25 protein-coding genes are annotated in these 25922 nt (G+C 55.2%); 15 read left to right on the forward strand and 10 right to left on the reverse strand.

Annotated elements, in window-relative coordinates; all coding sequences use genetic code 11:
- The first annotated feature begins 389 nt into the window (after nt 1-389).
- Nucleotides 390-1370 carry an acrylyl-CoA reductase family protein gene (locus DZC51_RS08145; protein WP_157294890.1) on the forward strand — a complete coding sequence of 327 codons (981 nt, stop codon included), beginning with the start codon at nt 390-392 and terminating at the stop codon, nt 1368-1370.
- A gap of 37 nt (nt 1371-1407) precedes the next feature.
- On the opposite strand, the gene DZC51_RS08150 is transcribed toward DZC51_RS08145, so the two are convergent.
- Nucleotides 1408-2508: a nitric oxide synthase oxygenase gene (locus DZC51_RS08150; RefSeq protein WP_157294891.1), complete on the reverse strand. Its 1101-nt coding sequence runs from the start codon at nt 2506-2508 to the stop codon at nt 1408-1410.
- 222 nt (nt 2509-2730) lie between these two features.
- Here DZC51_RS08150 and DZC51_RS08155 point away from each other — a divergent pair, with 222 nt between their 5' ends.
- The 3 genes from DZC51_RS08155 to DZC51_RS08165 all read left to right on the forward strand — a co-directional run bounded on the left by DZC51_RS08155 (nt 2731) and on the right by DZC51_RS08165 (nt 6585).
- Entirely contained in the window at nt 2731-4326 is a 1596-nt protein-coding gene (locus DZC51_RS08155; RefSeq protein WP_157294892.1) for an ATP-binding protein, read from the forward strand.
- A 12-nt stretch (nt 4327-4338) separates the two neighbouring features.
- On the forward strand, nt 4339-5043 hold the full coding sequence (locus tag DZC51_RS08160; protein ID WP_157294893.1) for a response regulator: 705 nt from the start codon (nt 4339-4341) through the stop codon (nt 5041-5043).
- A gap of 225 nt (nt 5044-5268) precedes the next feature.
- Nucleotides 5269-6585, forward strand: a complete 1317-nt coding sequence (locus tag DZC51_RS08165) for a CitMHS family transporter (protein ID WP_157294894.1) — start codon at nt 5269-5271, stop codon at nt 6583-6585.
- Nucleotides 6586-6656: 71 nt separating this feature from the next.
- Here the strand turns inward: DZC51_RS08165 and DZC51_RS08170 are convergent, their stop codons facing one another.
- From DZC51_RS08170 to DZC51_RS08180, 3 genes are all read right to left on the reverse strand, one after another.
- Nucleotides 6657-7049, reverse strand: a complete 393-nt coding sequence (locus DZC51_RS08170) for an SET domain-containing protein (RefSeq protein ID WP_157294895.1) — start codon at nt 7047-7049, stop codon at nt 6657-6659.
- A gap of 188 nt (nt 7050-7237) precedes the next feature.
- Nucleotides 7238-8287: an ATP synthase beta subunit C-terminal domain-containing protein gene (locus DZC51_RS08175; protein ID WP_157294896.1), complete on the reverse strand. Its 1050-nt coding sequence runs from the start codon at nt 8285-8287 to the stop codon at nt 7238-7240.
- Between the two features lie 159 nt (nt 8288-8446).
- Entirely contained in the window at nt 8447-9655 is a 1209-nt protein-coding gene (locus DZC51_RS08180; protein WP_157294947.1) for a Bcr/CflA family efflux MFS transporter, read from the reverse strand.
- A 201-nt stretch (nt 9656-9856) separates the two neighbouring features.
- On the opposite strand from DZC51_RS08180, the gene DZC51_RS08185 reads away from it, so the two are divergent.
- Nucleotides 9857-10291, forward strand: coding sequence for a MarR family winged helix-turn-helix transcriptional regulator (locus DZC51_RS08185; RefSeq protein WP_157294897.1), 435 nt, complete (start codon nt 9857-9859; stop codon nt 10289-10291).
- Nucleotides 10281-11474, forward strand: a complete 1194-nt coding sequence (locus DZC51_RS08190) for an MFS transporter (RefSeq protein WP_157294898.1) — start codon at nt 10281-10283, stop codon at nt 11472-11474. Before DZC51_RS08185 ends, DZC51_RS08190 begins: the two co-directional genes overlap by 11 nt.
- A 289-nt stretch (nt 11475-11763) precedes the next feature.
- Here DZC51_RS08190 and DZC51_RS08195 read toward each other — a convergent pair whose 3' ends face one another.
- The 3 genes from DZC51_RS08195 to DZC51_RS08205 form a co-directional block, all read right to left on the reverse strand.
- A complete protein-coding gene (locus tag DZC51_RS08195) occupies nt 11764-12297 on the reverse strand; it encodes a YceI family protein (protein WP_157294899.1) in 534 nt (177 codons plus the stop codon).
- Nucleotides 12298-12442: 145 nt separating this feature from the next.
- Complete coding sequence (gene ptsP / locus DZC51_RS08200; RefSeq protein WP_157294900.1) at nt 12443-14155, reverse strand: phosphoenolpyruvate--protein phosphotransferase; 1713 nt, start codon at nt 14153-14155, stop codon at nt 12443-12445.
- Nucleotides 14156-14422 carry a phosphocarrier protein HPr gene (locus DZC51_RS08205; RefSeq protein ID WP_157294901.1) on the reverse strand — a complete coding sequence of 89 codons (267 nt, stop codon included), beginning with the start codon at nt 14420-14422 and terminating at the stop codon, nt 14156-14158. It abuts the gene before it with no gap.
- A gap of 131 nt (nt 14423-14553) precedes the next feature.
- Here DZC51_RS08205 and DZC51_RS08210 point away from each other — a divergent pair, with 131 nt between their 5' ends.
- Genes DZC51_RS08210 through DZC51_RS08220 form a run of 3 tightly spaced genes read left to right on the forward strand, consistent with a single transcriptional unit; the run spans nt 14554 to nt 18172 of the window.
- A complete protein-coding gene (locus tag DZC51_RS08210; RefSeq protein ID WP_157294902.1) occupies nt 14554-15306 on the forward strand; it encodes a DeoR/GlpR family DNA-binding transcription regulator in 753 nt (250 codons plus the stop codon).
- Nucleotides 15303-16232 (forward strand): 1-phosphofructokinase, encoded by a 930-nt coding sequence (gene pfkB / locus DZC51_RS08215; protein WP_157294903.1) that lies wholly within the window; start codon nt 15303-15305, stop codon nt 16230-16232. The genes DZC51_RS08210 and pfkB overlap by 4 nt, the downstream gene beginning before the upstream one ends.
- A complete protein-coding gene (locus DZC51_RS08220; RefSeq protein WP_157294904.1) occupies nt 16229-18172 on the forward strand; it encodes a PTS fructose transporter subunit IIABC in 1944 nt (647 codons plus the stop codon). The genes pfkB and DZC51_RS08220 overlap by 4 nt, the downstream gene beginning before the upstream one ends.
- Nucleotides 18173-18312: 140 nt before the next feature.
- On the opposite strand, the gene DZC51_RS08225 is transcribed toward DZC51_RS08220, so the two are convergent.
- The 3 genes from DZC51_RS08225 to DZC51_RS08235 all read right to left on the reverse strand — a co-directional run bounded on the left by DZC51_RS08225 (nt 18313) and on the right by DZC51_RS08235 (nt 20349).
- On the reverse strand, nt 18313-18738 hold the full coding sequence (locus tag DZC51_RS08225) for a DUF1722 domain-containing protein (RefSeq protein ID WP_157294905.1): 426 nt from the start codon (nt 18736-18738) through the stop codon (nt 18313-18315).
- Nucleotides 18739-18748: 10 nt separating this feature from the next.
- Nucleotides 18749-19183: a YugN family protein gene (locus tag DZC51_RS08230; RefSeq protein WP_157294906.1), complete on the reverse strand. Its 435-nt coding sequence runs from the start codon at nt 19181-19183 to the stop codon at nt 18749-18751.
- A gap of 146 nt (nt 19184-19329) precedes the next feature.
- Nucleotides 19330-20349, reverse strand: coding sequence for an LLM class flavin-dependent oxidoreductase (locus DZC51_RS08235; RefSeq protein ID WP_157294907.1), 1020 nt, complete (start codon nt 20347-20349; stop codon nt 19330-19332).
- A gap of 156 nt (nt 20350-20505) precedes the next feature.
- On the opposite strand from DZC51_RS08235, the gene DZC51_RS08240 reads away from it, so the two are divergent.
- The 6 genes from DZC51_RS08240 (at nt 20506) to DZC51_RS08265 (ending at nt 25860) form a co-directional block, all read left to right on the forward strand.
- Nucleotides 20506-21318, forward strand: coding sequence for a squalene/phytoene synthase family protein (locus DZC51_RS08240; protein ID WP_157294908.1), 813 nt, complete (start codon nt 20506-20508; stop codon nt 21316-21318).
- Between the two features lie 44 nt (nt 21319-21362).
- Nucleotides 21363-22397, forward strand: coding sequence for a type 2 isopentenyl-diphosphate Delta-isomerase (fni, locus tag DZC51_RS08245; protein WP_157294909.1), 1035 nt, complete (start codon nt 21363-21365; stop codon nt 22395-22397).
- Between the two features lie 337 nt (nt 22398-22734).
- The gene (locus tag DZC51_RS08250; RefSeq protein WP_157294910.1) at nt 22735-23223 is read left to right on the forward strand and encodes a PTS sugar transporter subunit IIA; all 489 of its coding nucleotides are present in this window, start codon (nt 22735-22737) and stop codon (nt 23221-23223) included.
- Between the two features lie 28 nt (nt 23224-23251).
- Nucleotides 23252-24103 (forward strand): PRD domain-containing protein, encoded by an 852-nt coding sequence (locus DZC51_RS08255; protein WP_157294911.1) that lies wholly within the window; start codon nt 23252-23254, stop codon nt 24101-24103.
- A gap of 2 nt (nt 24104-24105) precedes the next feature.
- Nucleotides 24106-25557, forward strand: coding sequence for an N-acetylglucosamine-specific PTS transporter subunit IIBC (gene nagE / locus DZC51_RS08260; RefSeq protein ID WP_157294912.1), 1452 nt, complete (start codon nt 24106-24108; stop codon nt 25555-25557).
- Between the two features lie 30 nt (nt 25558-25587).
- Nucleotides 25588-25860, forward strand: coding sequence for an HPr family phosphocarrier protein (locus DZC51_RS08265; protein WP_157294913.1), 273 nt, complete (start codon nt 25588-25590; stop codon nt 25858-25860).
- Nucleotides 25861-25922: the final 62 nt, after the last annotated feature.

Consider the following 25922-nt stretch of genomic DNA (forward strand, 5'->3'; position numbering starts at 1 on the left):
TGCACTTGCTGTCGCACTTGCACTTGCTGTCGCACTTGCACTTGCTATCGCACTTGCACTTGCTGTCGCACATGCACCCGCCGTCGCACATGCATCCGCCGTTGCACATGCACCCGCCAGCTTGCCCGGATTTTTCAGACCAGTCGGAACCAGGAAACGTGCTCATCTAAAATCCTCCTCTCTAAAGTCTTGTCGGGGGACCAAAATTGCAGCAACTTCAGTCAGTTCATCATATGAACTTTTTTTTGCTCCACGTGGTCCAAACAACTACTAAACGTAAATCTTCCCCTTAACGGTACGAACCGGGTGATTTGCATGAGCAGAACCATATGGCTATGCTTCTATTGAATACAGGTTCATAGCCGAAAAGAAAGGACGGATGGGAAACAATGAGCACATTCCAAGCGATGGTATTGAAGGACGAGCAGTCACAGCCTGAAATCAGACAGCTGACCATGGAGGACTTGCCTGAAGGGGAAGTCACCGTCCGGGTAGCTTATTCCAGCGTGAACTTCAAGGATGGCCTGGTCGCCCTGAAGAAGCGGATGGTCGGCTCTTATCCGATGGTGCCGGGGATCGACCTCGCCGGGACGGTGATGGCGTCGGCGGACGGGCGCTTTGAGCCGGGCGATGAGGTGATTGTGACGAGCTACGGGCTCGGGACCGGGCATTTCGGCGGCTTCAGCGAAGTGGCGCGCGTGCCGGCTGATTGGGTCGTCCCGCTCCCGGAAGGACTGACGCTCAGGGAGTCCATGATTCTCGGAACGGCCGGCTTTACCGCGGCCCTTTCTGTCCTGCGGCTGGAAGAGAACGGACTGAAACCTGACAAGGGACCGGTCCTTGTGGCGGGTGCCACGGGCGGAGTTGGCAGCATCGCCGTGAATATTCTGGCCAAGCGGGGGTATGAGGTGGCGGCCAGCACCGGAAAATCGGATGAGGAGGCTTATCTGAAATCGATCGGGGCAAACCAAGTCATCCGCCGCAATGAAGTGGTCGACGAGGACGGGAAACCGGTCCGCGAAGAAATGTGGGCCGGAGCGGTCGACCCGGTCGGCGGAAAAACACTCCAGTATATCTTGAGCACGCTGAAGTACGACGGTTCTGTCGCGACTTCCGGACTGACGGGTGGAATTGAAGTCGGGACAACCGTCTTGCCGTTTATTTCGCGGGGCATCAACTGGCTCGGAATCGACTCCGTGCAGTGCACGATGGACCGGCGTCTGAAAGTGTGGGAGCTATTGAGCGGAGAATATAAGCCGACCGTGCTGGACGGCGACCTGGTCAATGAAGTTTCGCTGCAAGAACTGCCGGAGGTGCTCGCAGCCATCCTGGAAGGGAAGGTCAGAGGCCGTACGCTTGTAAAACTGTAACGAACGGGAAAGGGACCCATCCGAGGATGGGTCCCTTTCAGATTTCGGGAGGGTCTTGATAAAAATAGTTCGGAGTCAGCTTTTCATTGTTGTATGGCTTATGGAAGATATGCGTTGAGGCGGGAGACAACGGCGGGATGAGCCAGGACCAGTTTCCGGTGACGTCGCGGCCGTTTTTCCGCTCATTCTCCTCGAACTTCCTGAACTGTTCGGCAGCCGTATGGTGGTCGACTAAGGTGACGCCGGCCTGCTGATAGGAATGCAGAACGGCGATGTTCAGCTCGACGAGGGCCCGGTCGACCCAGAGCGACCGGTTAGAGGAAGTATCCAGACCAAACAAGTTCGCCACGGCCGGCAGGAGGTCATAGCGGTCCTCGTCCGCGAAGTTCCTCGCACCGATCTCCGTGCCCATATACCAGCCGTTGAACGGCGCCATCGGATATTCGATTCCGCCGATCTCAAGCAGCATATCCGAGATCATCGGGACGGCATACCATTTCAGACCAAGCTCACGAAATGCTTCATTGTCCGGATGAATGATCGGCACTTCCATCACGAGATCATCAGGAATCCGGAACAGTTCAGGCGCTTTCCTGTCTTCCCGAATGATGAGGGGGAGGACATCGAACGGCGTGCCGTCCCCCTGCCAGCCCAGTTTTTCGCACTGCCGGGTGAACCGCAAGGATGCCGGGTCGCCGGTCACCCCGTCGCCTGTCTCATATCCGGCGTAGCGGATCAGCTGGTGGTTCAGGACGCGGAGCGGGTCTTTCCTGTCTTTTCTCTGAGGGAAGACGGTAATCGTGGAGCGGATCTTCCCGCCGTTCGTGGCAAAGCGGATATGCTCCAGCAACTGTCCATACGCATCTTCTGCAGTTTGCACATGGCGTGCATCGACAACATGAAGGGTGTGCCATAGCAGGCGCCCGATGCAGCGGTTGCTGTTGCGCCATGCCATCCGTGCACCGTGCGTGAGTTCAATCGACGTGTGGACATACGAGCCGGTCGCTTCCACTTCAGCCCTTATTTCTCCGATCCGTTCTTCCTGCCGGTCCGCCGGGATTCCAAGTTCCGCGTAGCATTCCCGGATAAACTGTTCGGCTTTCGTCATCAGCAAGTTGTCCTTTACCGCCTGTTTCATTTACCTCAACCTCCATTACCCAAAGTGTAGCACGGGCATCCGGCCAAACTGTGGTGAGGCCGTGGAGGTTTGGTGAACTCTTCTCGGGACCCGGCCGTCCATCACATTTTGTCACCGATTCTCGATCTCCTGACCATACATTGAACAATCTATATTGTCAGGATATAATGATTGGATACGCCTTGTAAGCGGTTTATATCAGACGGGAGCGACACTGGGCAAATGGGTGTTACACGAAAAAGGAAACACATCACATTACTGACACAACTGACCATTCTCATCGTCACCGTCATATGCGTCAGTGCTCTGCTGATCATCGTCTTGTTTTCAACCATGCTTGACGATATCGTGGAAAGCTATATGGGCGAACAGGCGATGACTGTTGCCAAATTGACGGCACAGGATGAGGACATCATAAAGGCATTCGAAGATGAACAGCCGTCTGTCGCCATCCAGCCCATTGCGGAAGAAATTCGGCATATATCAGGAGCGGACTATGTGGTCGTCGCCAATGAAAAGGGCCTGCGCTACTCAAATCCCAATCCCGAGAATATCGGCGAACCGACTGCGACGAGCAACGACGCGGTTCTCAAGGAACACCGTTCGATCATTTATCGGGGGGAAGGCGTTTCGGGTCCCGCTATCAAAGCCAAGACGCCCATCCGGAACGAAGAAGGGGATGTGATCGGTGTCTCATCCGTTGGTTTTCTGATCAACCGGATCGAGGCCCAAGTACTCGATTACCGAAGGCACATCATTGAATTGTCGATCATCCCGCTTTTCCTGGGGATCGCCGGAGCGGTTATGATTGCAAGGAGATTGAAAAAGCTAACCTTCGGATTGGAACCGGAAGAGATATCCTATCTCTTTAAAGAAAAAGAAGCGACACTTGAATCGATTCTGGATGCCACGATTACTGTGGACAATGAAAAGAAAATCACATCAATGAACAGACGGGCCCGGGAATTGCTGGGCAATCACCGGCTTTCCGTGGAAAAGATCATCGACCAGCATCAACTGACGGCGTATATCGACCAGGTCATCACGACAAAGCAAAGCGCCAATAACAAGAAGCTGCTGCTCGACCAACAATTCTATGTGCTGGATGCATCGCCGATCCTTAAGGACGATGAAGTCGGCGGGGCGGTCCTGACCATCCGCTCCGTTTCGGAAATTGAGCAGTTGACCGAGGAGTTCTCGAAGATCAAGAATTTCTCCGAGAATATGAGAGCGCAGAATCACGAGTTTTTGAACAAGCTCAACACCATCTATGGGCTGCTCGTCCTGAAGGAATATGATCGGGCGATCAGCATTGTCTCTTCCGAAGTAAGCGATCGGCAAGATGTCATTTCATTTCTGATGTCGTCTGTCAAAGACCCTCTGATCGCGGCATGCCTGCTTGGAAAGGTGAACAGGGCCAAAGAACTGCAGGTCCAATTGGTGATCGATCCCGGAAGTGATTTGAGCAATGAGCTGGAAATGTCGAAATCCAATCAGTTTGTTCCAATCATCGGCAATGTCATCGACAATGCGATGGAAGCTGCCCGGAAAAAGAACCGGAGCGAAGGCAGGGTGAATGTGTCATTTACGGATTTGGGCAAAGAGATTGTGTTTGATATCGAAGATAACGGAGCGGGCGTGCCGGAAAATATGGTGGAAGAGATCTTCCGGGAAGGGTACACGACAAAGAGCGATGGAGATCACGGCATCGGCCTGGCTATCGCCAAAAATGCACTTGGCTCGCTTAACGGCCAGATTTATGTGGCTAAAAGCGAGATGGGCGGTGCGAGATTTACAATCGTGATTCCGCAGGAGTAAAGAGGTGATCACATGGCTGAAGAAAAAATCAATGTCATCATCATAGAAGACGATGAAGATGCGGCAAATATTTATAAGCAATTTACGGATGAGATAGAGCGATTCCATGTGGTTGCAACAGCCAGTACGGGTGAACAGGCTTTGCAGATATTGAAAGTCATTCAGCCCCAACTCTTGTTGCTGGATGTCTTTTTGCCGGACATGAATGGAATTGATCTCCTGAGGGAGATCAGGAAACAGTACCGGGGGATCGATGTCATCCTCATAACCGCTGCAAATGATACGAAAACCGTCAGTGAAGCGATTCACGGAGGGGCTTTTGGTTATTTGGTGAAGCCGGTGATTGTCGATAAGCTGATTGCGACCTTGAGGGAGTATGAAGTCTTCAGAGGACAACTTCGCAAGGAATCAGTCGTGAACCAGGAAAAAATAGATGTGTATTTTCGGAAAAGCCGACAACCGGCCGCTGCCCCGGAAAGTCCGAAAATGACTTATCCAAAGGGAATCGACAAACATACACTGAAACTGGTCAGGGCCGCGACTCAGGAAATGGTCGGAAGCCAGAGCGCGGATGAACTCAGCCGGATGGTTGGAATCAGCTATTCGACAATGAGAAGGTATCTTGAGTATCTGGTTTCCCTTGAAGAAATCGAGGTTGAAATCATTTACGGAAGTGTTGGACGTCCTGAAAGGAAATATAAGCGAGCAGCAAAATGAATCCCCATGCATGCTGATTTTCAGCAGCCCGGGGATTCATTTTTTAATCGTGAAAAATATGAAAACAATAAGAAAAAGGATTAATATACCCATTAAGATTTATATATATCCACCCCTAAAACCCACTGATAAAATAATCACATTACTGAAAGCGTTATCAATTCAGCTGCAATTCAGCGCTCCAGCTTTCAAACAATATTCATATACAGAGGGGGAAGGGAGTAAATGTTAGCACTGCTAGGCTTCTCGATGGTTGCAGTCTTTATGTATCTGATCATGTCGAAGCGGATGTCGGCTTTAGTCGCGATTATGGTGGTGCCGATCGTGTTCGGTATCCTGGGCGGCTTCCTGACCGAGCTGGGGCCGATGATGAAGGCCGGTGTAGAAAACGTCGCCATGACGGCAATCATGATCATGTTTGCCATTCTGTATTTCGGAATTATGATCGACACTGGTCTATTCGATCCTTTGATCGCCAAAATCCTTCAGATTGTAAAAGGGGACCCGTTAAAAATCGTCCTTGGGACAGCGGTGCTTTCGATGATGGTTGCGTTGGATGGGGACGGCACGACAACTTACATCATCACCTGTTCCGCATTGCTGCCTCTATATAAACGGCTTGGCATGAACCGGCTCGTCCTGGCAACCGTAGCGATGCTCTCGATGGGCGTCATGAACATGACACCTTGGGGCGGCGCATCTGCAATGGCCATGGCATCGTTGGGGCTGGACTCCTCGGAATTGTTTATCCCGATGATTCCTGTCATGGGCTTCGGCCTGGTCTGGGTACTCATTGCGGCATTCCTATTGGGCCGGATGGAACAAAAAAGGTTGGGTGTTGTGGAGCTTGAACCCGTAACCAAGAAAGAGGCGGATCTTCAGCTGGCGGCTGCAACTGCAACAGTCGGAAACGCAGATTATAAACGTCCAAAACTGGTATGGTTCAACCTGTCGTTGACAGTTGTTCTGATGGCATGCCTGATTATCGACTTTATGTCATTGGCTGTACTCTTCATGATCTTCTTCGGAATCGCTTTGCTCGTGAACTATCCGGAATTGAAGCTGCAGCAAGAACGGATTGCAGCTCATTCGCGAAATGCGCTGGCTGTCGTATCGATTGTTATTGCCGCAGGTATCTTCTCGGGAATTATGTCAGGCACTGAGATGATCGACGCGATGGCGCAAACATTGGTCGTGATCATCCCGGATGCAATGGGACCCTATTTGGCAGTGTTAGTGGCATTCATCAGTGCGCCATTCACGTTCTTCATGTCGAATAATGCCTTCTACTTTGGGGTTCTTCCAATTCTTGCTCAGGCCGGCGAAGCCTATGGAGTTAGCGCAGTGGAGATTGGCAGGGCGTCATTGATCGGCCAGCCGGTACACGTTCTAAGCCCCTTGGTGGCTGCAGCGCACTTGCTGATTGGTCTGGTCGGGACAGAATTCGGAGACTTGCAGCGCTTTGCGATGAAATGGGCGTTCGGAACTGTCACAGTCATGACAGTTGCTGCAGTTCTGCTTGGAGTCATTACAATCGGATAAATACAAAAAGACGATGAGCCGCGAGGGTTCATCGTCTTTTTTCCTTCTTGGATTCTTGAAAAGTTGCCCCTTCAGGCTTCGGGTTCTTCTTCCCGGTCAAACCACAATAGCTCTTGGTCATCCTCGTCTCCGTTGTAGTTGATGAGGATCTCTTCACCCATTTTGATGGACGTGTGGGCATAGAAGTCGAACGTATGGTTTTCGAAGCTGATCTCATAGGTCGCATTCGGCTCGTACGAATGGTTGAATAGCATCCCGTAGCCGAGAAGGATGGCGGTATGATTAAGGCCGTACTCAAATGCGTAGTCGGCCAGAAGCGTCTGCTCGATATGTTCATGCTGGTCATTCGGGTAGGCGATCACCGGGGCCTGGTGGATCAGCGTGCCTTTGTCGATATCGCACGTCGCAAATACCCCTCTATTGAATTCCCCGTCACTAAGTGTGGATGTTTTAATTTCGATCAAACAATTCACCTGCTCATTTCTGATTTTGTTTCATCCGGCGGATGGTCTATTTAAACTTAGAATGGTCGTCTGTATTCCACCAGTATACAGCAGATTGCATGGGGAAAGGGGGAAGATGGTCTCGGGTTTTCCGCGAAATGAAAAACGGCCATGCAAGGGGCATGGCCTGATGAGGTAGGATGTCGGGCTTAAGGCTGCAGGCTGCCGATCAGCTCCAGCTCGGCGACTTCTTTGGAATCTGCTGTGCCGTTCATGATCTCTTTCACATCACTCAGCGTCTCCTGCAGGCTGACGGATGCACCCGGCTTTTTGGTGAAAGCCTCGGCTACATAAAACGGCTGGGTGAGATAGGCTTCCAGCCGCTCGCCCCTGCGGTAGGTCTGCAGCTCTGATGCCGGTAACCGATCGATTCCGCCGGCTGCCACCAGGGAACGGAGCTCCCTGTAACGGCGGAGAAGTTTCAGGGCTTTCTGCTGAACGGTAAAGTGTTCCTGATTCAGATGGGCACCCTCGAGTACTGAGGAAACGGATCCCAGTGGACTGACGGCCGGATAGCGGTGCCTGGCCACCAGGTCGGCGTCGAACTGCCATAGTGTCTCAAGCGGGCCGTAAGGCAAATTTTCATCCACCACGTCACCGGTCAGGTCGACAAGGAACGTTGTCACAGAATGAATGCCGTTTTCCTGAAGATTCTCCTGCAGCTCCTGGATGCCTCCCGTGATGACATGGGTCCGGTCAGCGACGAAGATCATCTCCTGATCGCCGCCCAGCCCGATGATTTTCTGCTTGGTTTCTTCGATGTTATGGGTGATGATATCAACGTTCTCCGCAAGATCGTCCACTCCCTGATGCTCCCCTTCGGGCATCAGCAGAATTGTATTGTACCCATCCTGTTTCAAGCGGTAAAGCAGTTCTGCCAATACGACGAGCTGGCCCATCCCCGGACGTGCAACCAGACCGACCGTGCCGCCTTTTGCCAACGGCGCAAACAAATCCAGCGTCTTGATCTTCGTCTCAATCATCTCGATCTTCTCCCCCCTGATAATCAGATCATCCAATGTGCAATTGGCCAATGAAGCGAGCGCAGCAAGCGTCCGGACCTCTGCCCGCCCGACGGGTATCTTGCCCGTGCACAGGTTCGACACGGTGGCAGGACGCAGCCCGACCTGACGGGCCGCGCTTGTCAGATTCGGGACCTTCCTCCGCAGCAGACCGACATTCAATCGCAAGTCATCCATTTGAACACCCCTTTCTTACTTTGAAGTGTAAATCAACTTACGTCTTGGCGCAATATTAAATTACTCTAAGAAGAAAAATAGTTACGCTTAAACGTATCAATCTCTGCTTCATAAGAAAACACTCCCTCTCCAATATCATTCGGAGAGGGAGTGTTGCACTCAATACCCTTCTTCGCTGCCCTTCCTGACCAGGGTGAAAAAGGCGATCAGGCCGATAAGGGAGGTAGCGAAAAGGGTCGCTCCCATCGGGACGGCAGTGGCGCCCGCGATGCCGGAAAGCGGGGTGAAGGCCGCACCGAGCAGGCTCGGGAGCATGCCGAGAACGGCGCTGGCGCTTCCGGCGCGGCCTCCCTGTTTGGCCATTCCCAGGGTGAAGGTGCTGGTGATGATCATGCCCATCGTCGTCATGTAGATGAAGATCAGGATCACCAGCGACGCAAGCGGCCCTTTGATGATCGTCATGATCAGCAGGACAAACGTGGATGCCGCAGCGATGGTGACGGCTGCCTGCAGCAGCTTTTTCTCGGATACGATTCCGCCGAACCGCCCGATGATGAAGCTTCCGGTGATGATGGCCACACCGTTGATCCCGAACAGGATGCTGAACACCTGAGGGGACACGCCGTAAATCTGCTGGTAAACAAAAGGGGTGCCTGATACGTAGGCAAAACTCCCGCCATGCACAAATCCGACAACGAGCGCATAGCCGATGAATGACCGGTCTTTCAATAAGCTGCCCATCGTCTTCACCGAGGAACCGATGGAGCTTGGGATCCGGTTTTCCGGCGGCAGCGTTTCCTTCAGCTTCCAGGCCACAATCGCTACGATCAGAACACCAATCAGTGCCAGCGCATAAAAAATTGTTTCCCAGCTTGCCGAAGGAAATGAAAGAATCGCTCCCCCGAGCATCGGGGCAAGGACCGGTGCAACGGCATTAATGACCATCAGCAGCGAAAAGAATTTCGTCATCTCGCGTCCGCTGAAGACATCACGCACCACGGCACGGGAAAGGACAACTCCTGCTGCAGCGGTGAACCCCTGCAGGAACCGCGCAACGATGAGTACCGTGATATTCGGGGCGAGCGCGCAGAAGACGGATGCGAGGGCAAACAGGGAAGTGCCGATGATCAGCGGCTTTCTCCGGCCCTGAGCATCACTGATCGGGCCGACCACAATCTGCCCGAGTGCAAGCCCGATCAGGCAGGCGGTCAGACTGAGCTGCACCTGTGAGGCACCTGTTCCCAAGTCCCTGGAGATCTCCGGGAAGCTCGGCAGGTACATGTCGATATTAAGCGGGCCGAGTATGGCGAGGAGTCCGAGGACGAGCGCCAGTCCGATCCGGGTTTTACCCGTCGGATTATGTAGTATTTCTTGCTGCGGTTTTATACGTCATCACTCCTCATCTGGCCCATTATAAAAGAATCTTTCCCTTTTGTGTGAAGTTAAGTCACAAGGGAATATTGGCTGCGATCCTGATGCTGTATTTGTCCCTTTTATTGACAAACGTCCGCATCCCTAATATAGTTACCTAAGTTAATAGTAATTAAAAGGGAATTGGGAGGCGGGAATTTGGAAGGGATCTTTCGTCAATATCTGGCTGTTTACCGTCCGCTGATCACCAGACTGAATCAATTGCTGGAGCCGCATGGTCTGTCATATTCGCTGTGGCAGGTGATTTTCTATATTGAGCGTGAAGGACCGTCGACGCTCGTGGAGATTTCGAATTATTACGGGGTCGAAAAACCGTCAATCACGAGAAGGGTCCATCGCCTGGAAGAGCAGGACCTGGTCGAGCAGATCCCCGGGAAGGACCGGCGGGTCAAGGTCATCCGGCTGACGGAGGCGGGGGCGTCCGTTTACCGGGAGTGCCGGGAGAAGATTTCCGGGCTGGAGCGCGAAGTCATGGAAGGAATCGGGCAAGGGGAGCAGGAGCTTCTGCACCGTTTGCTGCCTGAAGTCAGAAAGAATCTCATGAGGAAAGGGGGAGCCGGGGATGAAGCCTGACGGCAAGCTTTGGACAAAGGACTTTATCATCGTATCCGGCGTCAACTTTCTCGTGACGCTCGTCTTTTACTTGCTGATCGTCATCATCGGCGTCTATGCAGTCGGTGAATACGGCGCCACGGCAAGCGAGGCGGGGCTGATCACAGGCCTGTTCATTGTGGGGGCGCTGGCCGGACGGCTGTTCACCGGCCGCAGTATCGAATCGCTAGGACGGAAAAGGACACTGTTTATCGGCCTGATCCTCTTTGCTTTGACAACCGCACTGTATTTCATCCAGCTGGGGATTCCATTTCTGATGCTGACGCGCTTTCTCCACGGAGCGGCGATGGGCATGGCGAGCACGGCGACGGGAACGATTGTCGCCCAGATCATTCCGCAGGCGCGCAAGGGGGAAGGGATCGGCTACTACAGCATGAGCGCGACCCTTGCGACAGCGATTGGGCCATTTATCGGCCTTTACATGAGCAGCTTGACCGGGATGACGGCCATATTCGGCCTCTGCCTCGCCGTCAGTTTTATCGGACTTGCGGTCGCGCTGTTCCTGCGGGTGCCTGAATCGGAGAACGTACCGGAAGTTCACGGGAAAAAAGGGTTCAGCCTTTCCGGCATCGTGGAACCGAGGGCCATTCCGATCGCGCTCGTGACGATGGTGGTCGCGTTTTGCTATTCAGGTGTTTTGTCGTTCATCAACAGCTATTCCATAGAGATTGACCTGGTGAGTGCGGCAAGCTTCTTCTTCCTCATCTATTCTGTCTCGGTCCTGCTGTCGCGTCCGTTCACCGGCCGCCTGATGGATGTGAAGGGGGCGAATGCCGTAATGTATCCGGCATTTGTCCTGTTTGCAGCCGGCCTCGTTCTGCTCGGGACCGCGCAGAACGGGCTGATGCTTCTTGCATCAGGCATCCTGATCGGTCTCGGATTCGGGAACATGCAGTCCTGTACGCAGGCGGTCGCAGTCAAGCTCACGCCGCCGCACCGGATGGGCCTTGCCACGTCGACCTTTTTCATCGCACTGGATGCGGGTCTCGGATTCGGTCCGTTTCTGATCGGATTCCTGATTCCGTACATGAGCTTCAGCACGCTTTATCTGATATTGGCGCTGGTCGTGCTCGTTTCGGCGCTGCTGTACTTCTCGATGCACGGCAAAAAAGAAAAGGCTGGCCTGCAGGTGGCCGGGCAATAACGGTCCCTGCGGTTTCCCCAATCAGCTGTTAGGTTTCGTCATTCGACAGTCTGATTTCGTCATTCACCTTCAGAATTTCGTCATTCGATGGCTGCGGGGCTGGCGAATGACGAAATCGTGGCCATGAATGGCGAGATTGAAGCCTTGAATGACGAAACTAAGGCAACGAATGACGAAACTGCAGCGTCGGACGGAGGCATCAGCCACTTTTGTCTCCCGTTTCCATCAATAAAACCACACCATCAAAAAAGAAGCCCATCATCTCGGGCTTCTTTTTCAATATGCCGGATTACTCCGCAGCTGCCGGGTTGATCTGGAGGTCGAGCTGGATCTTGATGTCTTTGCCGACGAGGACGCCGCCTGTTTCAAGGGCAGCGTTCCATGTCAGGCCGAAGTCTTCACGGTTCAGCTTTGACTCCGCTTCGAATGCATACACGTCCACGCCCCAAGGGTTTGTTCCCTTGCCGTTGTACTCCGCATTGAAAGTGACTGGCTTCGTCACGTCCTTGATCGTCATGTCACCGGTGATTTTGTAGTCATCTCCGTCTTTTTCGACTCGGGTGGAGCGGAATGTGATTTCCGGGTATGCCTCCGCATCGAAGAAATCAGCGGAGCGGAGGTGATTGTCGCGGTCTTCGTTTCCGGTATCGATGGAAGCGGTTTGGATTGTGAATTCCACGCCCGCGCCGGAAAGGTCTGTCAGGTCAGTTGCGCTTACGATAGCCGAGTATTCTCCGAAAGATCCGCGTACCTTGGATACCATCATATGTTTGACCGAAAAGCTGATGTTCGAGTGTGCCGTGTCGATTGTCCAGTTTGTCATGATCATAGATCTCCTTATTATCTCGAATTCGAGGTATTAATTTGAATTATAAAAGGAAGGCCGGGGCAAGTCAATCCTTTTATCTCGAATTAAAGATATATAATAAAATAAATCGCATCACCCTCAACAGGGCGATGCGATTTTCTTACAGAGACTGTTCAATATACGAACGCACTTCCTCGCCGGAGGAGAGGGACAGGATATGGTCGATCTTCGCTTCCATCTCCGACTTGGAAAGGCCGGCGATTTTCGCGCGGGCTTTCAGGATGGAAGAAGCGCTCATCGAGAATTCATCGAGGCCCATTCCGAGCAGGACCGGGATGGCGGCTTCGTCGCCCGCCATCTCGCCGCACATGCCGGCATGCTTGCCTTCCCGGTGGGCGGCGTCGATGACCATCTTGATCAGACGGAGAACCGCCGGGCTGAACGGTTGGTAAAGGTACGACAGCTGTTCGTTCATCCGGTCGGCGGCCATCGTGTACTGGATCAGGTCATTCGTGCCGATCGAGAAGAAGTCCACTTCTTTGGCGAACTGGTCTGCCATGAGAGCAGCGGACGGAATCTCGACCATCATGCCGAGTTCAATCCGGTCGCTGACAGGCACGCCGCCTTGTTCCAACTTCTCCTTCTCATCGAGGAAGACCGCCTTGGCGCGGCGGAATTCATCCAGAGTTGCGATCATCGGGAACATGATCTTCAGGTGCCCGTGTACGCTTGCCCGGAGAAGCGCGCGGAGCTGGACACGGAACATGTCTTCTTCCTCGAGGCACAGCCGGATGGCGCGGATGCCGAGGAACGGGTTCGCCTCTTCCGGAAGGTTCAGGTAAGGCAGTTCCTTGTCGCCGCCGATGTCGAGTGTGCGGACGATGGTCGGGCGTCCTTCCATCTGTTCCAGCACGCTTTTGTACGCTTCGTACTGCTCGTCTTCCGTAGGGAACTGGTCGCGGCCCATGTAAAGGAACTCCGTTCGGAACAGGCCGATGCCTTCTCCGCCGTTCTCGAGGACCTTTGCGACATCGGCAGGGGAGCCGATGTTGCCCGCCAGTTCCACCTGATGGCCGTCTTTGGAGCGGGTCGGCTCATGGACAAGCTGCGTCAGCTGTGCCTGCTCTTGGGCATACAGGCGGCGCTTTTCTTCGTATGCCTTGAGCGTGGCGTCGGACGGGCCGACGATCACTTCACCGGCCGTTCCGTCGACAATGACTGTCGTTCCGTTTTCCACCTGTGCCATGGCGGAGCGGCTGCCTACGACTGCCGGGATTTCAAGCGTTCTTGCGAGAATTGCGGAGTGTGATGTACGTCCGCCGATATCGGTCACAAATCCCTGGATGTATTCCGGGTTCAGCTGCACGGTGTCGGACGGGGTCAGGTCTTCTGCGATGATGACCGTCTGTTCGCGGATCATCGCCGGGCTCTGGAGTGTCACGCCAAGCAGGTGGGCTAGGATCCGCTTGGTGACATCCCGCACGTCGGCTGCCCGCTCTTTCATGTATTCATTGTCCATCGACTCGAACAGGGCGACAAAGCCGTCCGCGGTCTGCTTCAGCGCATGTTCCGCATTGACCTGTTCCGAGCGGATCTTCTCCTTGACCGGTCCGATGAGCTCGGGGTCGTCAAGAACGAGAAGGTGTGCACTGAAGATGTCCGCTTCGCTTTGGCTCAGCTGTTCGGACGCCTGCTTCCGGATGGTTTCAAGTTCCCCGCGTGCGGCGTCGATAGCCCGGTCCAGGCGCGCGCTTTCCGCTTCCGCGTCTGCCACGGTGACTTGTTCGGTCTGGAGGTCCGGATGCTCCAGCCGGAAGGCCTTTGCAATCGCGATCCCACCGGAGGCTGCGATGCCTTTGATCCGCTGTTCCATTCAGCCTGCCAGCCCTTCGGATTTCATGACTTCATCGATTTTGGCGATGGCTTCAGTTTCATCTGCGCCTTCTGCCTTGACTGTGATGGTCGCTCCCGATGCGACTCCGAGCGACATGACGCCGAGGATGGACTTCATGTTCACAGATTTGTCTTTGTAGATGAGCGTAATATCGGAAGAGAACGGTGCAAGCGAACCGACAAGAAGGGAAGTCGGCCGCGCGTGGAGGCCTTCGGAAGCACTGATTGTATATTGTTTTTCGACCATGAGTAATTCCTCCCAAATGAAGACAGTCAAAACGAATGACTGTTTTTGATTGTTTGTGAACGATTATGATGGATTTTGGAACCGATTTCAAGTAAAATGAGCTTAATCAACTTACGGATGGGTGATGAAACGTGCTGACAACTGAACGCCATGAATGGATCATGGGCTTGCTGAAACAACGACAGACTGTGAAAATCGCCGAGCTCATGGAAGGCACAGGCGCATCGGAGTCGACCATCCGCAGGGATCTGACGGAATTGGAAGCGATGAACCTCCTGGAGCGCATTCACGGGGGTGCCACAATCCGTGACCGGAATATCCAGGAACTGAGCGTTTCTGACAAATCCGTCAAAAACGAACCGGAAAAACAGCGCATTGCGGCACATGCCGCCGGGCTCGTCGAGGAAGGAGACTTCATCTTCCTCGATGCGGGCACGACGACTTTCCGGATGATCCCGTTCCTTGCGGGCAAGGGGACCGTCGTCGTGACGAACGGTCTGACTCATGTGGATGCCCTCATCGAGCACGGAATCACGACTTATCTGACCGGCGGCTACGTAAAGGGGAAGACGCGGGCACTCGTCGGTCCGCAGGCAACCGGAGCGCTTTCCGAATACCGCTTTGACCGGTGTTTCCTCGGGGCGAACGGCTTCGACCCGGAGTACGGCTACACAACGCCGGACCCCGAGGAGGCGGCCGTCAAGAAACTGGCCGCTTCACTGGCACGGCGGACTTATGTCATTGCGGACCACAGCAAGGCAGGTAAGGTCAGCTTCACCAAGGTCCTTCCGCTCGCTGGCGCCGCGCTGATCACGGATTCCCTGGATGCGGCGATGATGGAAGCCATTGAAAACGAAACAACTGTAAAGGTGGTGACGGAATGATCTACACATTTACGCTGACCCCTTCTTTGGACTATACCGTTTACCTTCCCGGCTTCAGTCCCGGGAAACTTAACCGTTCGGAAGAAGTTTACTACTATCCCGGTGGCAAGGGAATTAATGTCTCCCGGGTTTTGAAACGGCTTGGCACAGACAGCACCGCTGTCGGACTTGCCGGGGGCTTTACAGGCGATTATCTGGAGCAGTTCCTTCAGGGGGAAGGCATCCGGACGGAACTGATCCGGACGGACAGCGTCACCCGCATCAATGTAAAGATTAAATCGGATCAGGAAACTGAACTGAACGGCCCCGGCCCCGAGATCACGGAACAGGAGCGCCGCCAGCTGCTGGACCGTGTGAGACGGATGGAGCGGGGCGACTGGCTCGTGCTCGCAGGCAGGATTCCCGATTCGGCAGGGACGGACTTTGCCGTGGAGTTGGCGGGCATCTGCCGGGACATCGGCATCCGTCTCGCCGTCGATACATCCGGGCCCGCTCTTAAGCAACTCGCCGGCATGCAGCCTGAACTGATGAAACCGAACGAGCACGAGCTCGGTGAACTGTTCGGGACGGTAATCGAAACGAAGGAAGACGCCCTTCATTATGCCCGCCTGCTCGTGGGGCAGGGGGTCCGGCACGTCATCGTATCGATGGGCGGGGAAGGTGCGCTCTACGTTTCTGACACAATGGAAGCCGAGGCGCAGGCGCCGGAAGTCAACGTGGTCAATACCGTCGGCGCCGGCGACTCACTCGTGTCCGGCTTCATCGCCGCGCTCGAGTCCGGAAAGGGTGCGGAACACGCTTTCCGGTACGGTGTCGCAACTGGCAGCGCAACCGTCTCCCGTTCGGACCTGTGCCGGAAGGAAGATGCCGATGCGCTGGCTGAACAGGTAACGGTCACCCGATTGAACGGAGGAGAAAATCGATGAACATCACTTCTTTGTTGACGAAAGATACAGTGCTTCTCGACCTGGCGGCTACATCCAAGGAAGCCGCGCTCTCGGAACTCGTCGGCAAGCTCGACGAGGCGGGCAAGCTCTCGGACCGGGAAACTTTCATGAATGACATCCTTGCGCGCGAGGCGCAGAGCACGACCGGCATCGGTGACGGTATCGCCATCCCGCATGCCAAGTCCTCTGCGGTCCGCGAGCCGGCAATCGCATTCGGCCGCTCCGCCGAAGGAATCGACTATGACTCTCTCGATGGCCAGCCGGCCCATCTGTTCTTCATGATCGCCGCCAGCGAAGGGGCAAACAATGACCACCTCGAAGCACTTTCCCGGCTCGCGACTTTTCTCATGGACGGCAAGTTCCGGGAACGCGTCCTGAATGCGGCGACAGCCGACGAAGTGCTGGCTGCCGTGAACGACAAAGAGCGGGAGCTGGAAGAGCCTGAAGCACCGGCGGAATCCGGGACACCCGTGGAATCATCGCCGCAGGAAGCGGATGCGGCCCCTCAACACGGCAAAATCCTCGCAGTCACCGCCTGCCCGACAGGCATCGCGCACACTTATATGGCAGCCGAAAAGCTGAATGAACGGGCGAAGGAACGGGGTATTCCGATCAAGGTGGAGACAAACGGCTCGTCCGGGGTGAAAAACCGGCTGACGCCGGAAGAGATCGCAGAGGCGGACGTCATCATCGTCGCCGCCGACACGAAAGTGGAGATGGCCCGCTTTGACGGCAAGCCTGTCATCCAGACAAAGGTCGGCAAGGCGATTCATGAAACGGATGTGCTGTTGGACCGTGCCGTAACAAAAGACGCGCCGATCTACCATGCCGAAGGCAAGACGGATAAGGGTGATTCACCCGAGCCGAAAAGCGGCTTCTACAAGCACCTCATGAACGGCGTATCGAACATGCTGCCGTTCGTCGTCGGGGGCGGAATCCTGATCGCCCTGTCCTTCTTCTGGGGCATCAACTCCAGTGACCCGGCAAGCGATGAGTACAATGCCTTCGCCGCCATGCTGAACACGATCGGCGGCGGCAAGGCGTTCTTCCTCATGGTTCCGGTCCTGGCTGGATTCATCGCATCGAGCATCGCCGAACGTCCCGGCTTCGCGCCTGGGATGGTCGGCGGACTGATCGCCATCACCGTTTCCGGAGTGGAAGGGGCGGATGGCGGGTCCGGATTCCTCGGCGGGATCATCGCTGGTTTCCTGGCCGGTTATGTGACGCTTTTCGTCAAGAAAATGTTCGCCAAGCTTCCGGATGCACTTGAAGGGCTCAAGCCGGTCCTCTTTTATCCGGTGTTCGCCATCGCCATCACCGGCATCATCATGATGCTGATCAACCCGCAGCTGACGAAGCTGTACACCGGCCTGTCGTCGTTCCTTGAAGGGCTCGGCGGCACCAACCAGATCCTGGTCGGCCTGATCATCGGGGCCATGATGGCCGTCGACATGGGTGGCCCGGTCAACAAGGCGGCCTATACATTCGGCATTGCGATGCTGGATGCGGGCAACTTCAACTTTATCGCTGCGGTCATGGCCGCGGGCATGGTGCCGCCGCTCGGAATGGCACTCGCCACGACTCTCTTCAAGAAGCGCTTCTCTAAGCCTGAGCGAGAAGCGGGCAAGACGGCTTACGTGCTCGGCGCCTGCTTTATCACAGAAGGGGTCATACCGTTCGCGGCGGCCGACCCGGCACGTGTCATCCCCGCGTCCATCGGCGGCGCCGCGGTGACTGGCGCGCTCACGATGCTGTTCGACATCAGCCTGCGCGCCCCGCACGGCGGAATCTTCGTCATGGGCCTCGTTGACGGCGGTGTCATGAAGGTGCTCCTTTATGCGGCAGCGATCATCATTGGCGCCATTATCACCGCATTCCTCGCCGGCATGCTGAAAAAACCTGCGGTGCAGGCTGCGTGAACGTGAGACGTTGACATAGTCGGGTGAGACGTTGCGATATTTCATTGAGACGTTGACATAGTGGGCTGAGACGTTGCGATATTCCACTGAGACGTTGACATATCGGTCATCACCCCACGCAATCGAAAAAGGACAGTCCATCAAAACGGACTGTCCTTTTTCTGTTGATCCGATACTAGAATCGTACTGTTCAGCAAGTACTTCACGCCATACTTTTCCGCAAGCGTCCGGATAAAGCGGAGGAGTTCTTCTTCACGGGTGCCGCCAGAGGAAAAGCCGTCCAGAAGCCGCCGGTATTCCTGCTTTTCCTCTTCTTCCGCCTGTTTCTTAAAATAGCCCCACATATGCTGGACGGCATTCCGGACCGAACCGTCCGTGGGGGGAGTCCGGATGGCATCGCCGATCAGTGCCTCGATATCCGCGAGAGGCGGATCCCTCTTCAGCGTTTCCCTGATCTGTTCGTAATGAGTCTGACTGTGGTACATGACGCGGTATTTCTCACGGCTCCACAATTCCTCCATCAGGCGGCGGTCATTCTTGGAGAACCTCTTTCTGAGCGATACCATATTGGAGCACTCAGCCGATGTGCCGTTCGTCCAGAAGAGGGAAGCTATCGACAATGCCCTGGATCACCCGCTCGCCCTCTTCTTCCCAACGGGACTTGCGGCGGATCTGGCCATCTTTTTCATCTGGACTCTGGAACTGGTTGAGTCCGGTTGTCGCCAGCAAATCATCTCCTTCGTGGTCCAGGCCGACATTCATCACATGCTTGAGGACAAACGGCTGGCCGAACACAATCTGTGTATCGGGATCTTCCAGCATGCCGGAGATGACATCAAAAGGGATTCGGAGATAAATTGTTTCCCCGCCATCTTTATTCAGGATCCCGTCGAAAAGCGCCTCATCATAATCCCAGTTCCCGCCGAGCGTAATATTTTTCTCAAGCAGGATCGGATAAATGTCGCCAAACCGGGCTTGTTTGCCCTGAAGTTCCGTTTCCAGTTTCAGCATGATTCCACTCTCCTTTTCCATTCATTGGTTTTGTACTCTATTCCCCGTATTGCGGGAAATAACCAAAGTGAAAATGAGGAGGGACCGGAATTCGCCAATTTTCATCACGCTCCGGGTTATTTCCCGGGAAATGTCGAATGCCGCATTCAGTCCTGTGCCGCTTCCTTCAACACGGTCATCGAACGCTGTTTGCTTTCCTGGCTGAACAAGGGGGTGATCGCCATGACCTCATTCACCCCCATTGTGGATAATTCATCCATTCGGTGGCTGAGTGTTTGTTTTGAGCCGATCAAGTAGGTGGACAGGATATCTCTGACCTCCTGCTTTTCCTTTTCTGTCCCGACGCCGGTGAGAGCCTCTGATGGAGCGGGCAAGCGGCCCTGTAGACCACGGTGGAAGCCGAACTGCACGTGTGCCGCACTCCGTGCAATCCATGCCGCTTCGTCGTCGGTATCAGCCGCAAAAACCCGGGAAGCGGCAATGACGTATGGCGACACGGAAAAGGAAGATGGGCGGAAGCTTTCCCGGTACAGCCGGATCGTTTCCTTCATCTCGTCCCATTCCGCATTGATGAAGCGGGCAAAGGCATACGGCAGGCCGCGCTCGGCGGCAAGCTTGGCGGAGCCGGAGCCGGTTCCCAGTATCCAGGGGAGCGGCTTTTGGGCAACAGCCGGGGAAGCTCTCAGATAGCCGCTCATCGGGTGGCTTTCGGGTAATTCAACCTCGAGGTATTCAATCAGCTCATCGATCATCTCCGGAAACTGTTCCTTGTTTCGTGGCTTCGCATCGGTCAGTGCTTGGCCGCCCTGGAGCGCGATGGTAGGAAGATGAGTGCCGCCGGGTGCCTTGCCTACACCGAGGTCCACCCGGCCCGGGGCAAGCGCGCTCATCACCCGGAAATTCTCTGCCACTTTATACGGCGCGTAATGGGTCAGCATGACTCCGCCCGTTCCGATCCGGATGGTTTCCGTTTTTGCCAGCAGGTGTGCCGCGAGGATTTCGGGGGAAGACCCCGCGATCGTGTCCGAACTGTGATGCTCCGACACCCAGAACCGCCGGTAGCCGAGCCGGTCGGCATGACGCGCTGCCTCCACCGTACAGGCGAACCCCTCCTCGGCGGTCTGTCCTTCCGCCAGTTGTGTCTGATCCAGCATGCTTACTTCCATCTGTGCCGCCTCCTTTCTGCAAATGCTATCGGCCTGATACCAAATTTTCAACGAAAGTACACCGAAGAGAAGGGGTGCGGGCTGTATTTATCGAAAAAATTAAGTTACGATGAAAGGTATATATCATTCACTATACGAGGAAGGATCGGGATCAAAATGAGTGGGTTTCCAAAAGATGCGATGCGAGTACTGAAAGAAACAAGCCGGACATTTTATATTCCGATTACTTTTCTGAGGAAAGAGCTGAAGGCTTCCGTCGCCTCCGCTTATCTCGTCTTCCGGGCGATTGATGAAATCGAGGACCATGAGGAGCTTGGCAACGACCTTAAGCACTCCCTCCTCATGCAGGTGAGCGAGCTGTTCACACAGCCGTTCGACAATGAGCGTTACCTCGGAATCCTCGGTCCGGTCAGGGAACGGATGCCGGAAGTGACGCTCAGGCTCGCCGACTGGATGGAGGCCTGCCCGGATGATGTGCGGCCTCGTATTGCGGATGCGGCCCGGGAGATGGCCGAAGGCATGGCGAAGTGGGCGAAAGTCGGCTGGAAAATCCGCACGCGGGAGGACTTGGACGATTATACGTATTATGTGGCTGGGCTTGTCGGTGTGCTGCTGTCCGATCTCTGGGGCCACTATGCGGGTGAGAAAACGGACCGCGAGCTTGCGATCGGCTACGGGCGCGGCCTCCAGGCGGTCAACATTCTGCGCAATGAGAAGGAAGATATGGACGAGCGTGGTGTCCGCTTCGTGCCGGACGGATGGACGCGCGATGACCTGTTCACCTACGCGGAAGACAATCTCGCAAAGGCGGACCAGTATATGAAAGCGCTCGGCACAAAGAGCGTCATCCTGTTCTGCCGCCTGCCGCTGGCCCTTGCCCACAAAACGCTCGGCGCGCTGAAGGACGGGCGCGAAAAGATATCGCGTGACGAAGTGGTCCGGACGGTCGAAGAGGTCAGCGTAGACTGACGCCTCCGGAACCGGTACAGCAAAGACAGAAGGCGGTGTTGGCGATGGCCGGCTCAATTGAACAGAGAAAATCCGAACATATCCAGATTACACTGAATGAAAAAGTCACGGGTGACGCAATCACGACCGGTTTTGAGTCATACACTTTTATCCATAATGCCCTTCCGGAAATCGATTTTGCGGAGATTTCGACAGAGACAGAATTCCTGGGGCACGCCTGCCGGACACCTTTTTTGATCAGTTCGATGACAGGCGGGACGGCGCTTGCCGAAACGATCAACCGAAACCTGGCGGAGGCAGCCGAGGAACGCGGGTGGGCGCTTGCACTCGGTTCGACGAGAGCGCTCCTCGACAGTGACGGCCATCCGCCATCGTTTCTCATGCGCAAGTACGCGCCAAGCGTGCCGATCATCGCGAACATCGGCGCCGTCCAGTTCAACTATGGTTACGGAACCGAGGAATGCAGGCGCATCGTCGAGCTGACGGAGGCAGACATGCTCGTCCTGCACCTGAACAGCATCCAGGAAGTGATCCAGGACGGCGGAGATACAAACTTCAGGGCGCTCCTCGGGAAAATCGAGATGCTCTGTGCGGGTCTTGGCGTCCCGGTCGGCGTCAAGGAAGTCGGCTGGGGCATCGACGGAGAAACCGCACGTCAACTGACAGATGCCGGCATCGCGTTCGTTGACGTGGCTGGCGCCGGCGGCACATCCTGGAGCCAGGTGGAAAAGTTCCGCTCCGAGGATCCTGTGCGACGCGCTGCGGCGGAGGCGTTCAGTGAATGGGGCATTCCGACGGCAGACTCGGTCCGTATGGTGCGTCCCGAAATCGGCGGCCGCCCGCTTGTCGCAAGCGGCGGCATGCGGACAGGACTTGACGCCGCGAAAGCGCTGGCACTCGGTGCGGACTTTGTCGGGTTCGGCCGCTCGATCCTGAAGGAAGCGACGCAAAGCACGGAAGATGTGCTGGAATCGATGGCCGTGCGCGAGATGGAGCTCCGGATGGCGATGTTCGGCATCGGCGCATCGAACCTTCGCGAACTAATGGACACACCGCGGCTTGTTAGAAAAGATTTTTGAGTCAACGTTCCGGCTCCGGCCGGGGCGTTTTTGTTTGCAGCGGGCAGATTGTCAATATTTCAGTGAACTTAATCAACGTCTCACTCATGATTATCAATGTTCCAGCGCAATACGAGACACCGTGGCAAGATTTCTCGGAAAATGTAAACGCTTTATTGATATGTCTATTTATCTGTGGTATTCTGTACCCATAAATTCACAGCGGTCTCATGTGACTGATCCGATCAGGCATGGGGGCAAGAGCGGAGCCTGCGGGCTTTCGCTATGCCCTTATGCCTTTTTTCGTCCGGGAAAGGGGACCGCGCCATGTGACAAACCCGAAAGGTGGAATGTGCGGATGCTATCCAATCTGTTCAAGAAAAAAGACAAGGAAGAAAAAGTGCTTGCACCGGTCTCTGGACAACTGATGCCGATTGAACAAGTGCCGGATCCGGTATTCAGCGGCAAGATGATGGGAGAGGGAATTGCGGTCATGCCGGATTCGGGGAGCGTCGTCTCACCGGTTGACGGAACGGTCGTAATGGTTGCAGACACGGGGCATGCAATCGGCATCCGCTCAGCGCAGGGCACGGAATTCCTGATCCATATCGGACTCGAAACGGTCGCACTAAAAGGGGAAGGGTTCAATGTCCTGGTCCGTCAGGATGAAAAGGTGACGGCGGGACAGCCGCTGATCGAAGCGGACTGGACTTATCTCGGAGAAAATGCCAACAGTACGGTCACGCCGATCGTCGTGACGAACGGAGAAGGAAAAACGGTCCGGCCGGAAGCGGAAGGCACCTGCACGGCAGGGGAAACGGTGATCATGACGGTCACTGCCGGCTGAACCGGTTTTCGACTGGAGGAGGAGTCCGATGAAAATCAGCAAAATCCTCAACAATAACGCGGTGATCGTACGTGACGGGGACCGGGAAAAGGTCGTGGTCGGAGCGGGCGTCGCCTTCGGCAAGAAGCGCAACGATCCCGTCCCGGCCGACAAGATCGAGAAAGTATTCGTCATGACAGAGAACGAGCAGCTCAGCCAGCTCCTCGGCCGGATACCTGAAGAACATTTCACGGTGTCGGAAGCGATCATCTCGCGGGCGGAGAAAACGCTCGGAACCAAGCTGAACGAGCACATCCATCTCGTTCTGACCGACCACCTGTCGTTCGCCATTGAGCGGACAAAAGACGGCATCCACGTCAACAACAAGCTTCTCGGGGAGATCCGCCTCCTGTATCCGAAAGAGTACGGCATCGGGCTTTGGGGAATCGGCCATATCCGCGATACGCTCGGTGTGGAGATGCCGGTCGACGAGGCAGGGTTTATCGCGCTTCACCTCCATACGATGAAGCCTCATGGCGGAGACCTGAACGATACGATCCGCCAGGCGACCATCGTCCGTGATATGCTGCGCTCAATCCGCGCCTGCCTGCGGAACGAGATTGAGGAAGATGATATTTCATACCAGCGGCTTGTGACGCATCTACAGCATTCCGTCGCCAATCTTGGCAGGTATGATGCCCACACGCTCGACAGCGACATGGCGGAACTGATCCGCACCCGCTACGCGGATTCGTATCACTGCGCGAAAGTGATGGCCGCGGAAAGCATGAGGCTGCACGAAATCGATATACCGGAATCGGAACTGGCATATATTGCACTACACATCGAACGGCTCAGGAATCCGGAAAATCAGGGGGACATGACGAAAGGGGGAAATTGAAGATGAAAAAGTATTTGCAGAGGCTGGGGGGCTCCCTCATGCTTCCGGTCGCGGTCCTTCCGGCAGCAGCCATTCTGATGGGGATCGGCTACTGGATCGACCATGACGGCTGGGGTTCCGGCAACGTCTTCGCGGCGTTTCTGATTACGGCAGGGGACTCGATCCTGAAAAACATCCCGATCCTGTTCGCGGTGGGGGCCGCAATCGGGCTTTCCAGGGAAAAGGACGGGGCTGCGGCACTGAGCGGCCTGGTCGCCTACCTCGTGGTCACCTCGATGCTATCGACCAATTCGGTAGGACTCTTGACGCAAACAGACCCGGAAAACGTGGATATGGCATTTGGCCAGATTCAAAACGCATTTATTGGTATTCTTTCAGGGATCATCGCATCCATCATGTACAACCGGTTCAGCCAGGTGAAGCTGCCTGACTTCCTGGCGTTCTTCAGCGGCAAGCGGCTTGTGCCGATCATGTCGGCTGTGGCCATGCTGGTCGCATCGGCGGTCCTGTTCTTTGTCTGGCCGATCGTCTACGGCGCGCTCGTTGCGTTTGGCCAGTCGATCCTGGATCTGGGAGCGGCGGGTGCCGGAATCTACGGCTTCTTTAACCGCCTCCTGATCCCGACGGGGCTGCATCATGCGCTCAACGCCGTGTTCTGGTTTGACACGGTCGGCATCAACGACATCGGCAACTTCTGGAGCAGCACCGGCGAACAGGGCATCACAGGCCGCTACCAGGCCGGCTTCTTCCCGATCATGATGTTCGGACTGCCGGCAGCGGCGCTCGCGATGTACCACACGGCAAAGACCAAACGCCGCAAACAGGCGGCCTCGCTCATGCTGGCCGCCGGGTTCGCTTCGTTCTTCACGGGTGTTACCGAGCCGCTTGAGTTCTCGTTCATGTTCCTCGCACCTGCACTGTACGTCGTTCACGCGGCGCTCACGGGTCTGTCGCTCTTTATCGCGGCTTCGTTCCAGTGGACGGCCGGCTTCGGATTCAGTGCGGGCCTGATCGACTTTGTGCTCAGCCTGCGCATTCCGATCGCCAACATGCCACTCATGCTACTGGTGCAGGGACTGTTCTTCGCGCTTGTCTATTACTTCCTGTTCCGCTTCCTGATCCTGAAGTTCGACCTGAAGACTCCGGGCCGGGAAGACGATGAAATTGTTGAAGAGGAAGCAGAAACAGCAACAGGCGACGACAAGTTCAAGTCGATGGCAGCTAAGATCTACGACGGTCTCGGCGGCAACGACAACATCCGCAGTGTCGACAACTGCGCGACAAGGCTGCGCGTCGAAGTGGCCGACATGGACAAAGTCGACCAGAAGAAAATCAAATCCACCGGCGTCCCGGGCATCAATGTCGTCGGAAAGCACAACATACAAGTAATCGTCGGCACGAGCGTCCAGTTTGTTGCCGATGAAGTCAAAAAACTGCACAAAAAGAACGGATAATCAATACACGTACCAACGGAGGCGTTCCATATGCAAAAGTCATTTAAAATCACAGCACCCGAAGGGCTTCATGCCCGTCCCGCCACACAACTTGTTTCGGCGGTCAACTCGCTGGACGCTGACATCCAGCTGATCCACGGCAGCAAGTCGGCCAACCTGAAGTCCATCATGGGCGTCATGGCACAGGCCGTCCCGCACGGCGCGGTCGTCACAATCACCGCGGAAGGCGCTGAAGCCGAAAAGGCGATTGAAAAGGTGACGGAAGTGTTCGTCTCCCAGTCGCTCGGTGAAGAAACAGAATAAGAACGAAAGCGCTGCGGCAAATGCCGCGGCGCTTCTTTTTATGAAGAAGGGAATGAACCGGC

The sequence above is a fragment of the Bhargavaea sp. CC-171006 genome, from assembly GCF_009761675.1.
In the GTDB taxonomy this organism is placed as follows: domain Bacteria; phylum Bacillota; class Bacilli; order Bacillales_A; family Planococcaceae; genus Bhargavaea; species Bhargavaea changchunensis.

Bases quoted from the DNA above. Each gene is read 5' to 3' on its own strand.
- DZC51_RS08145 (WP_157294890.1), top strand. From the start codon at position 390: ATGAGCACATTCCAAGCGATGGTATTGAAGGACGAGCAGTCACAGCCT.
- DZC51_RS08150 (WP_157294891.1), bottom strand. From the start codon at position 2,508: ATGAAACAGGCGGTAAAGGACAACTTGCTGATGACGAAAGCCGAACAG.
- DZC51_RS08155 (WP_157294892.1), top strand. From the start codon at position 2,731: ATGGGTGTTACACGAAAAAGGAAACACATCACATTACTGACACAACTG.
- DZC51_RS08160 (WP_157294893.1), top strand. From the start codon at position 4,339: ATGGCTGAAGAAAAAATCAATGTCATCATCATAGAAGACGATGAAGAT.
- DZC51_RS08165 (WP_157294894.1), top strand. From the start codon at position 5,269: ATGTTAGCACTGCTAGGCTTCTCGATGGTTGCAGTCTTTATGTATCTG.
- DZC51_RS08175 (WP_157294896.1), bottom strand. From the start codon at position 8,287: ATGGATGACTTGCGATTGAATGTCGGTCTGCTGCGGAGGAAGGTCCCG.
- DZC51_RS08190 (WP_157294898.1), top strand. From the start codon at position 10,281: ATGAAGCCTGACGGCAAGCTTTGGACAAAGGACTTTATCATCGTATCC.
- DZC51_RS08195 (WP_157294899.1), bottom strand. From the start codon at position 12,297: ATGACAAACTGGACAATCGACACGGCACACTCGAACATCAGCTTTTCG.
- ptsP (WP_157294900.1), bottom strand. From the start codon at position 14,155: ATGGAACAGCGGATCAAAGGCATCGCAGCCTCCGGTGGGATCGCGATT.
- DZC51_RS08205 (WP_157294901.1), bottom strand. From the start codon at position 14,422: ATGGTCGAAAAACAATATACAATCAGTGCTTCCGAAGGCCTCCACGCG.
- pfkB (WP_157294903.1), top strand. From the start codon at position 15,303: ATGATCTACACATTTACGCTGACCCCTTCTTTGGACTATACCGTTTAC.
- DZC51_RS08220 (WP_157294904.1), top strand. From the start codon at position 16,229: ATGAACATCACTTCTTTGTTGACGAAAGATACAGTGCTTCTCGACCTG.
- DZC51_RS08225 (WP_157294905.1), bottom strand. From the start codon at position 18,738: ATGGTATCGCTCAGAAAGAGGTTCTCCAAGAATGACCGCCGCCTGATG.
- DZC51_RS08230 (WP_157294906.1), bottom strand. From the start codon at position 19,183: ATGCTGAAACTGGAAACGGAACTTCAGGGCAAACAAGCCCGGTTTGGC.
- DZC51_RS08235 (WP_157294907.1), bottom strand. From the start codon at position 20,349: ATGGAAGTAAGCATGCTGGATCAGACACAACTGGCGGAAGGACAGACC.
- DZC51_RS08240 (WP_157294908.1), top strand. From the start codon at position 20,506: ATGAGTGGGTTTCCAAAAGATGCGATGCGAGTACTGAAAGAAACAAGC.
- fni (WP_157294909.1), top strand. From the start codon at position 21,363: ATGGCCGGCTCAATTGAACAGAGAAAATCCGAACATATCCAGATTACA.
- DZC51_RS08250 (WP_157294910.1), top strand. From the start codon at position 22,735: ATGCTATCCAATCTGTTCAAGAAAAAAGACAAGGAAGAAAAAGTGCTT.
- DZC51_RS08255 (WP_157294911.1), top strand. From the start codon at position 23,252: ATGAAAATCAGCAAAATCCTCAACAATAACGCGGTGATCGTACGTGAC.
- nagE (WP_157294912.1), top strand. From the start codon at position 24,106: ATGAAAAAGTATTTGCAGAGGCTGGGGGGCTCCCTCATGCTTCCGGTC.
- DZC51_RS08265 (WP_157294913.1), top strand. From the start codon at position 25,588: ATGCAAAAGTCATTTAAAATCACAGCACCCGAAGGGCTTCATGCCCGT.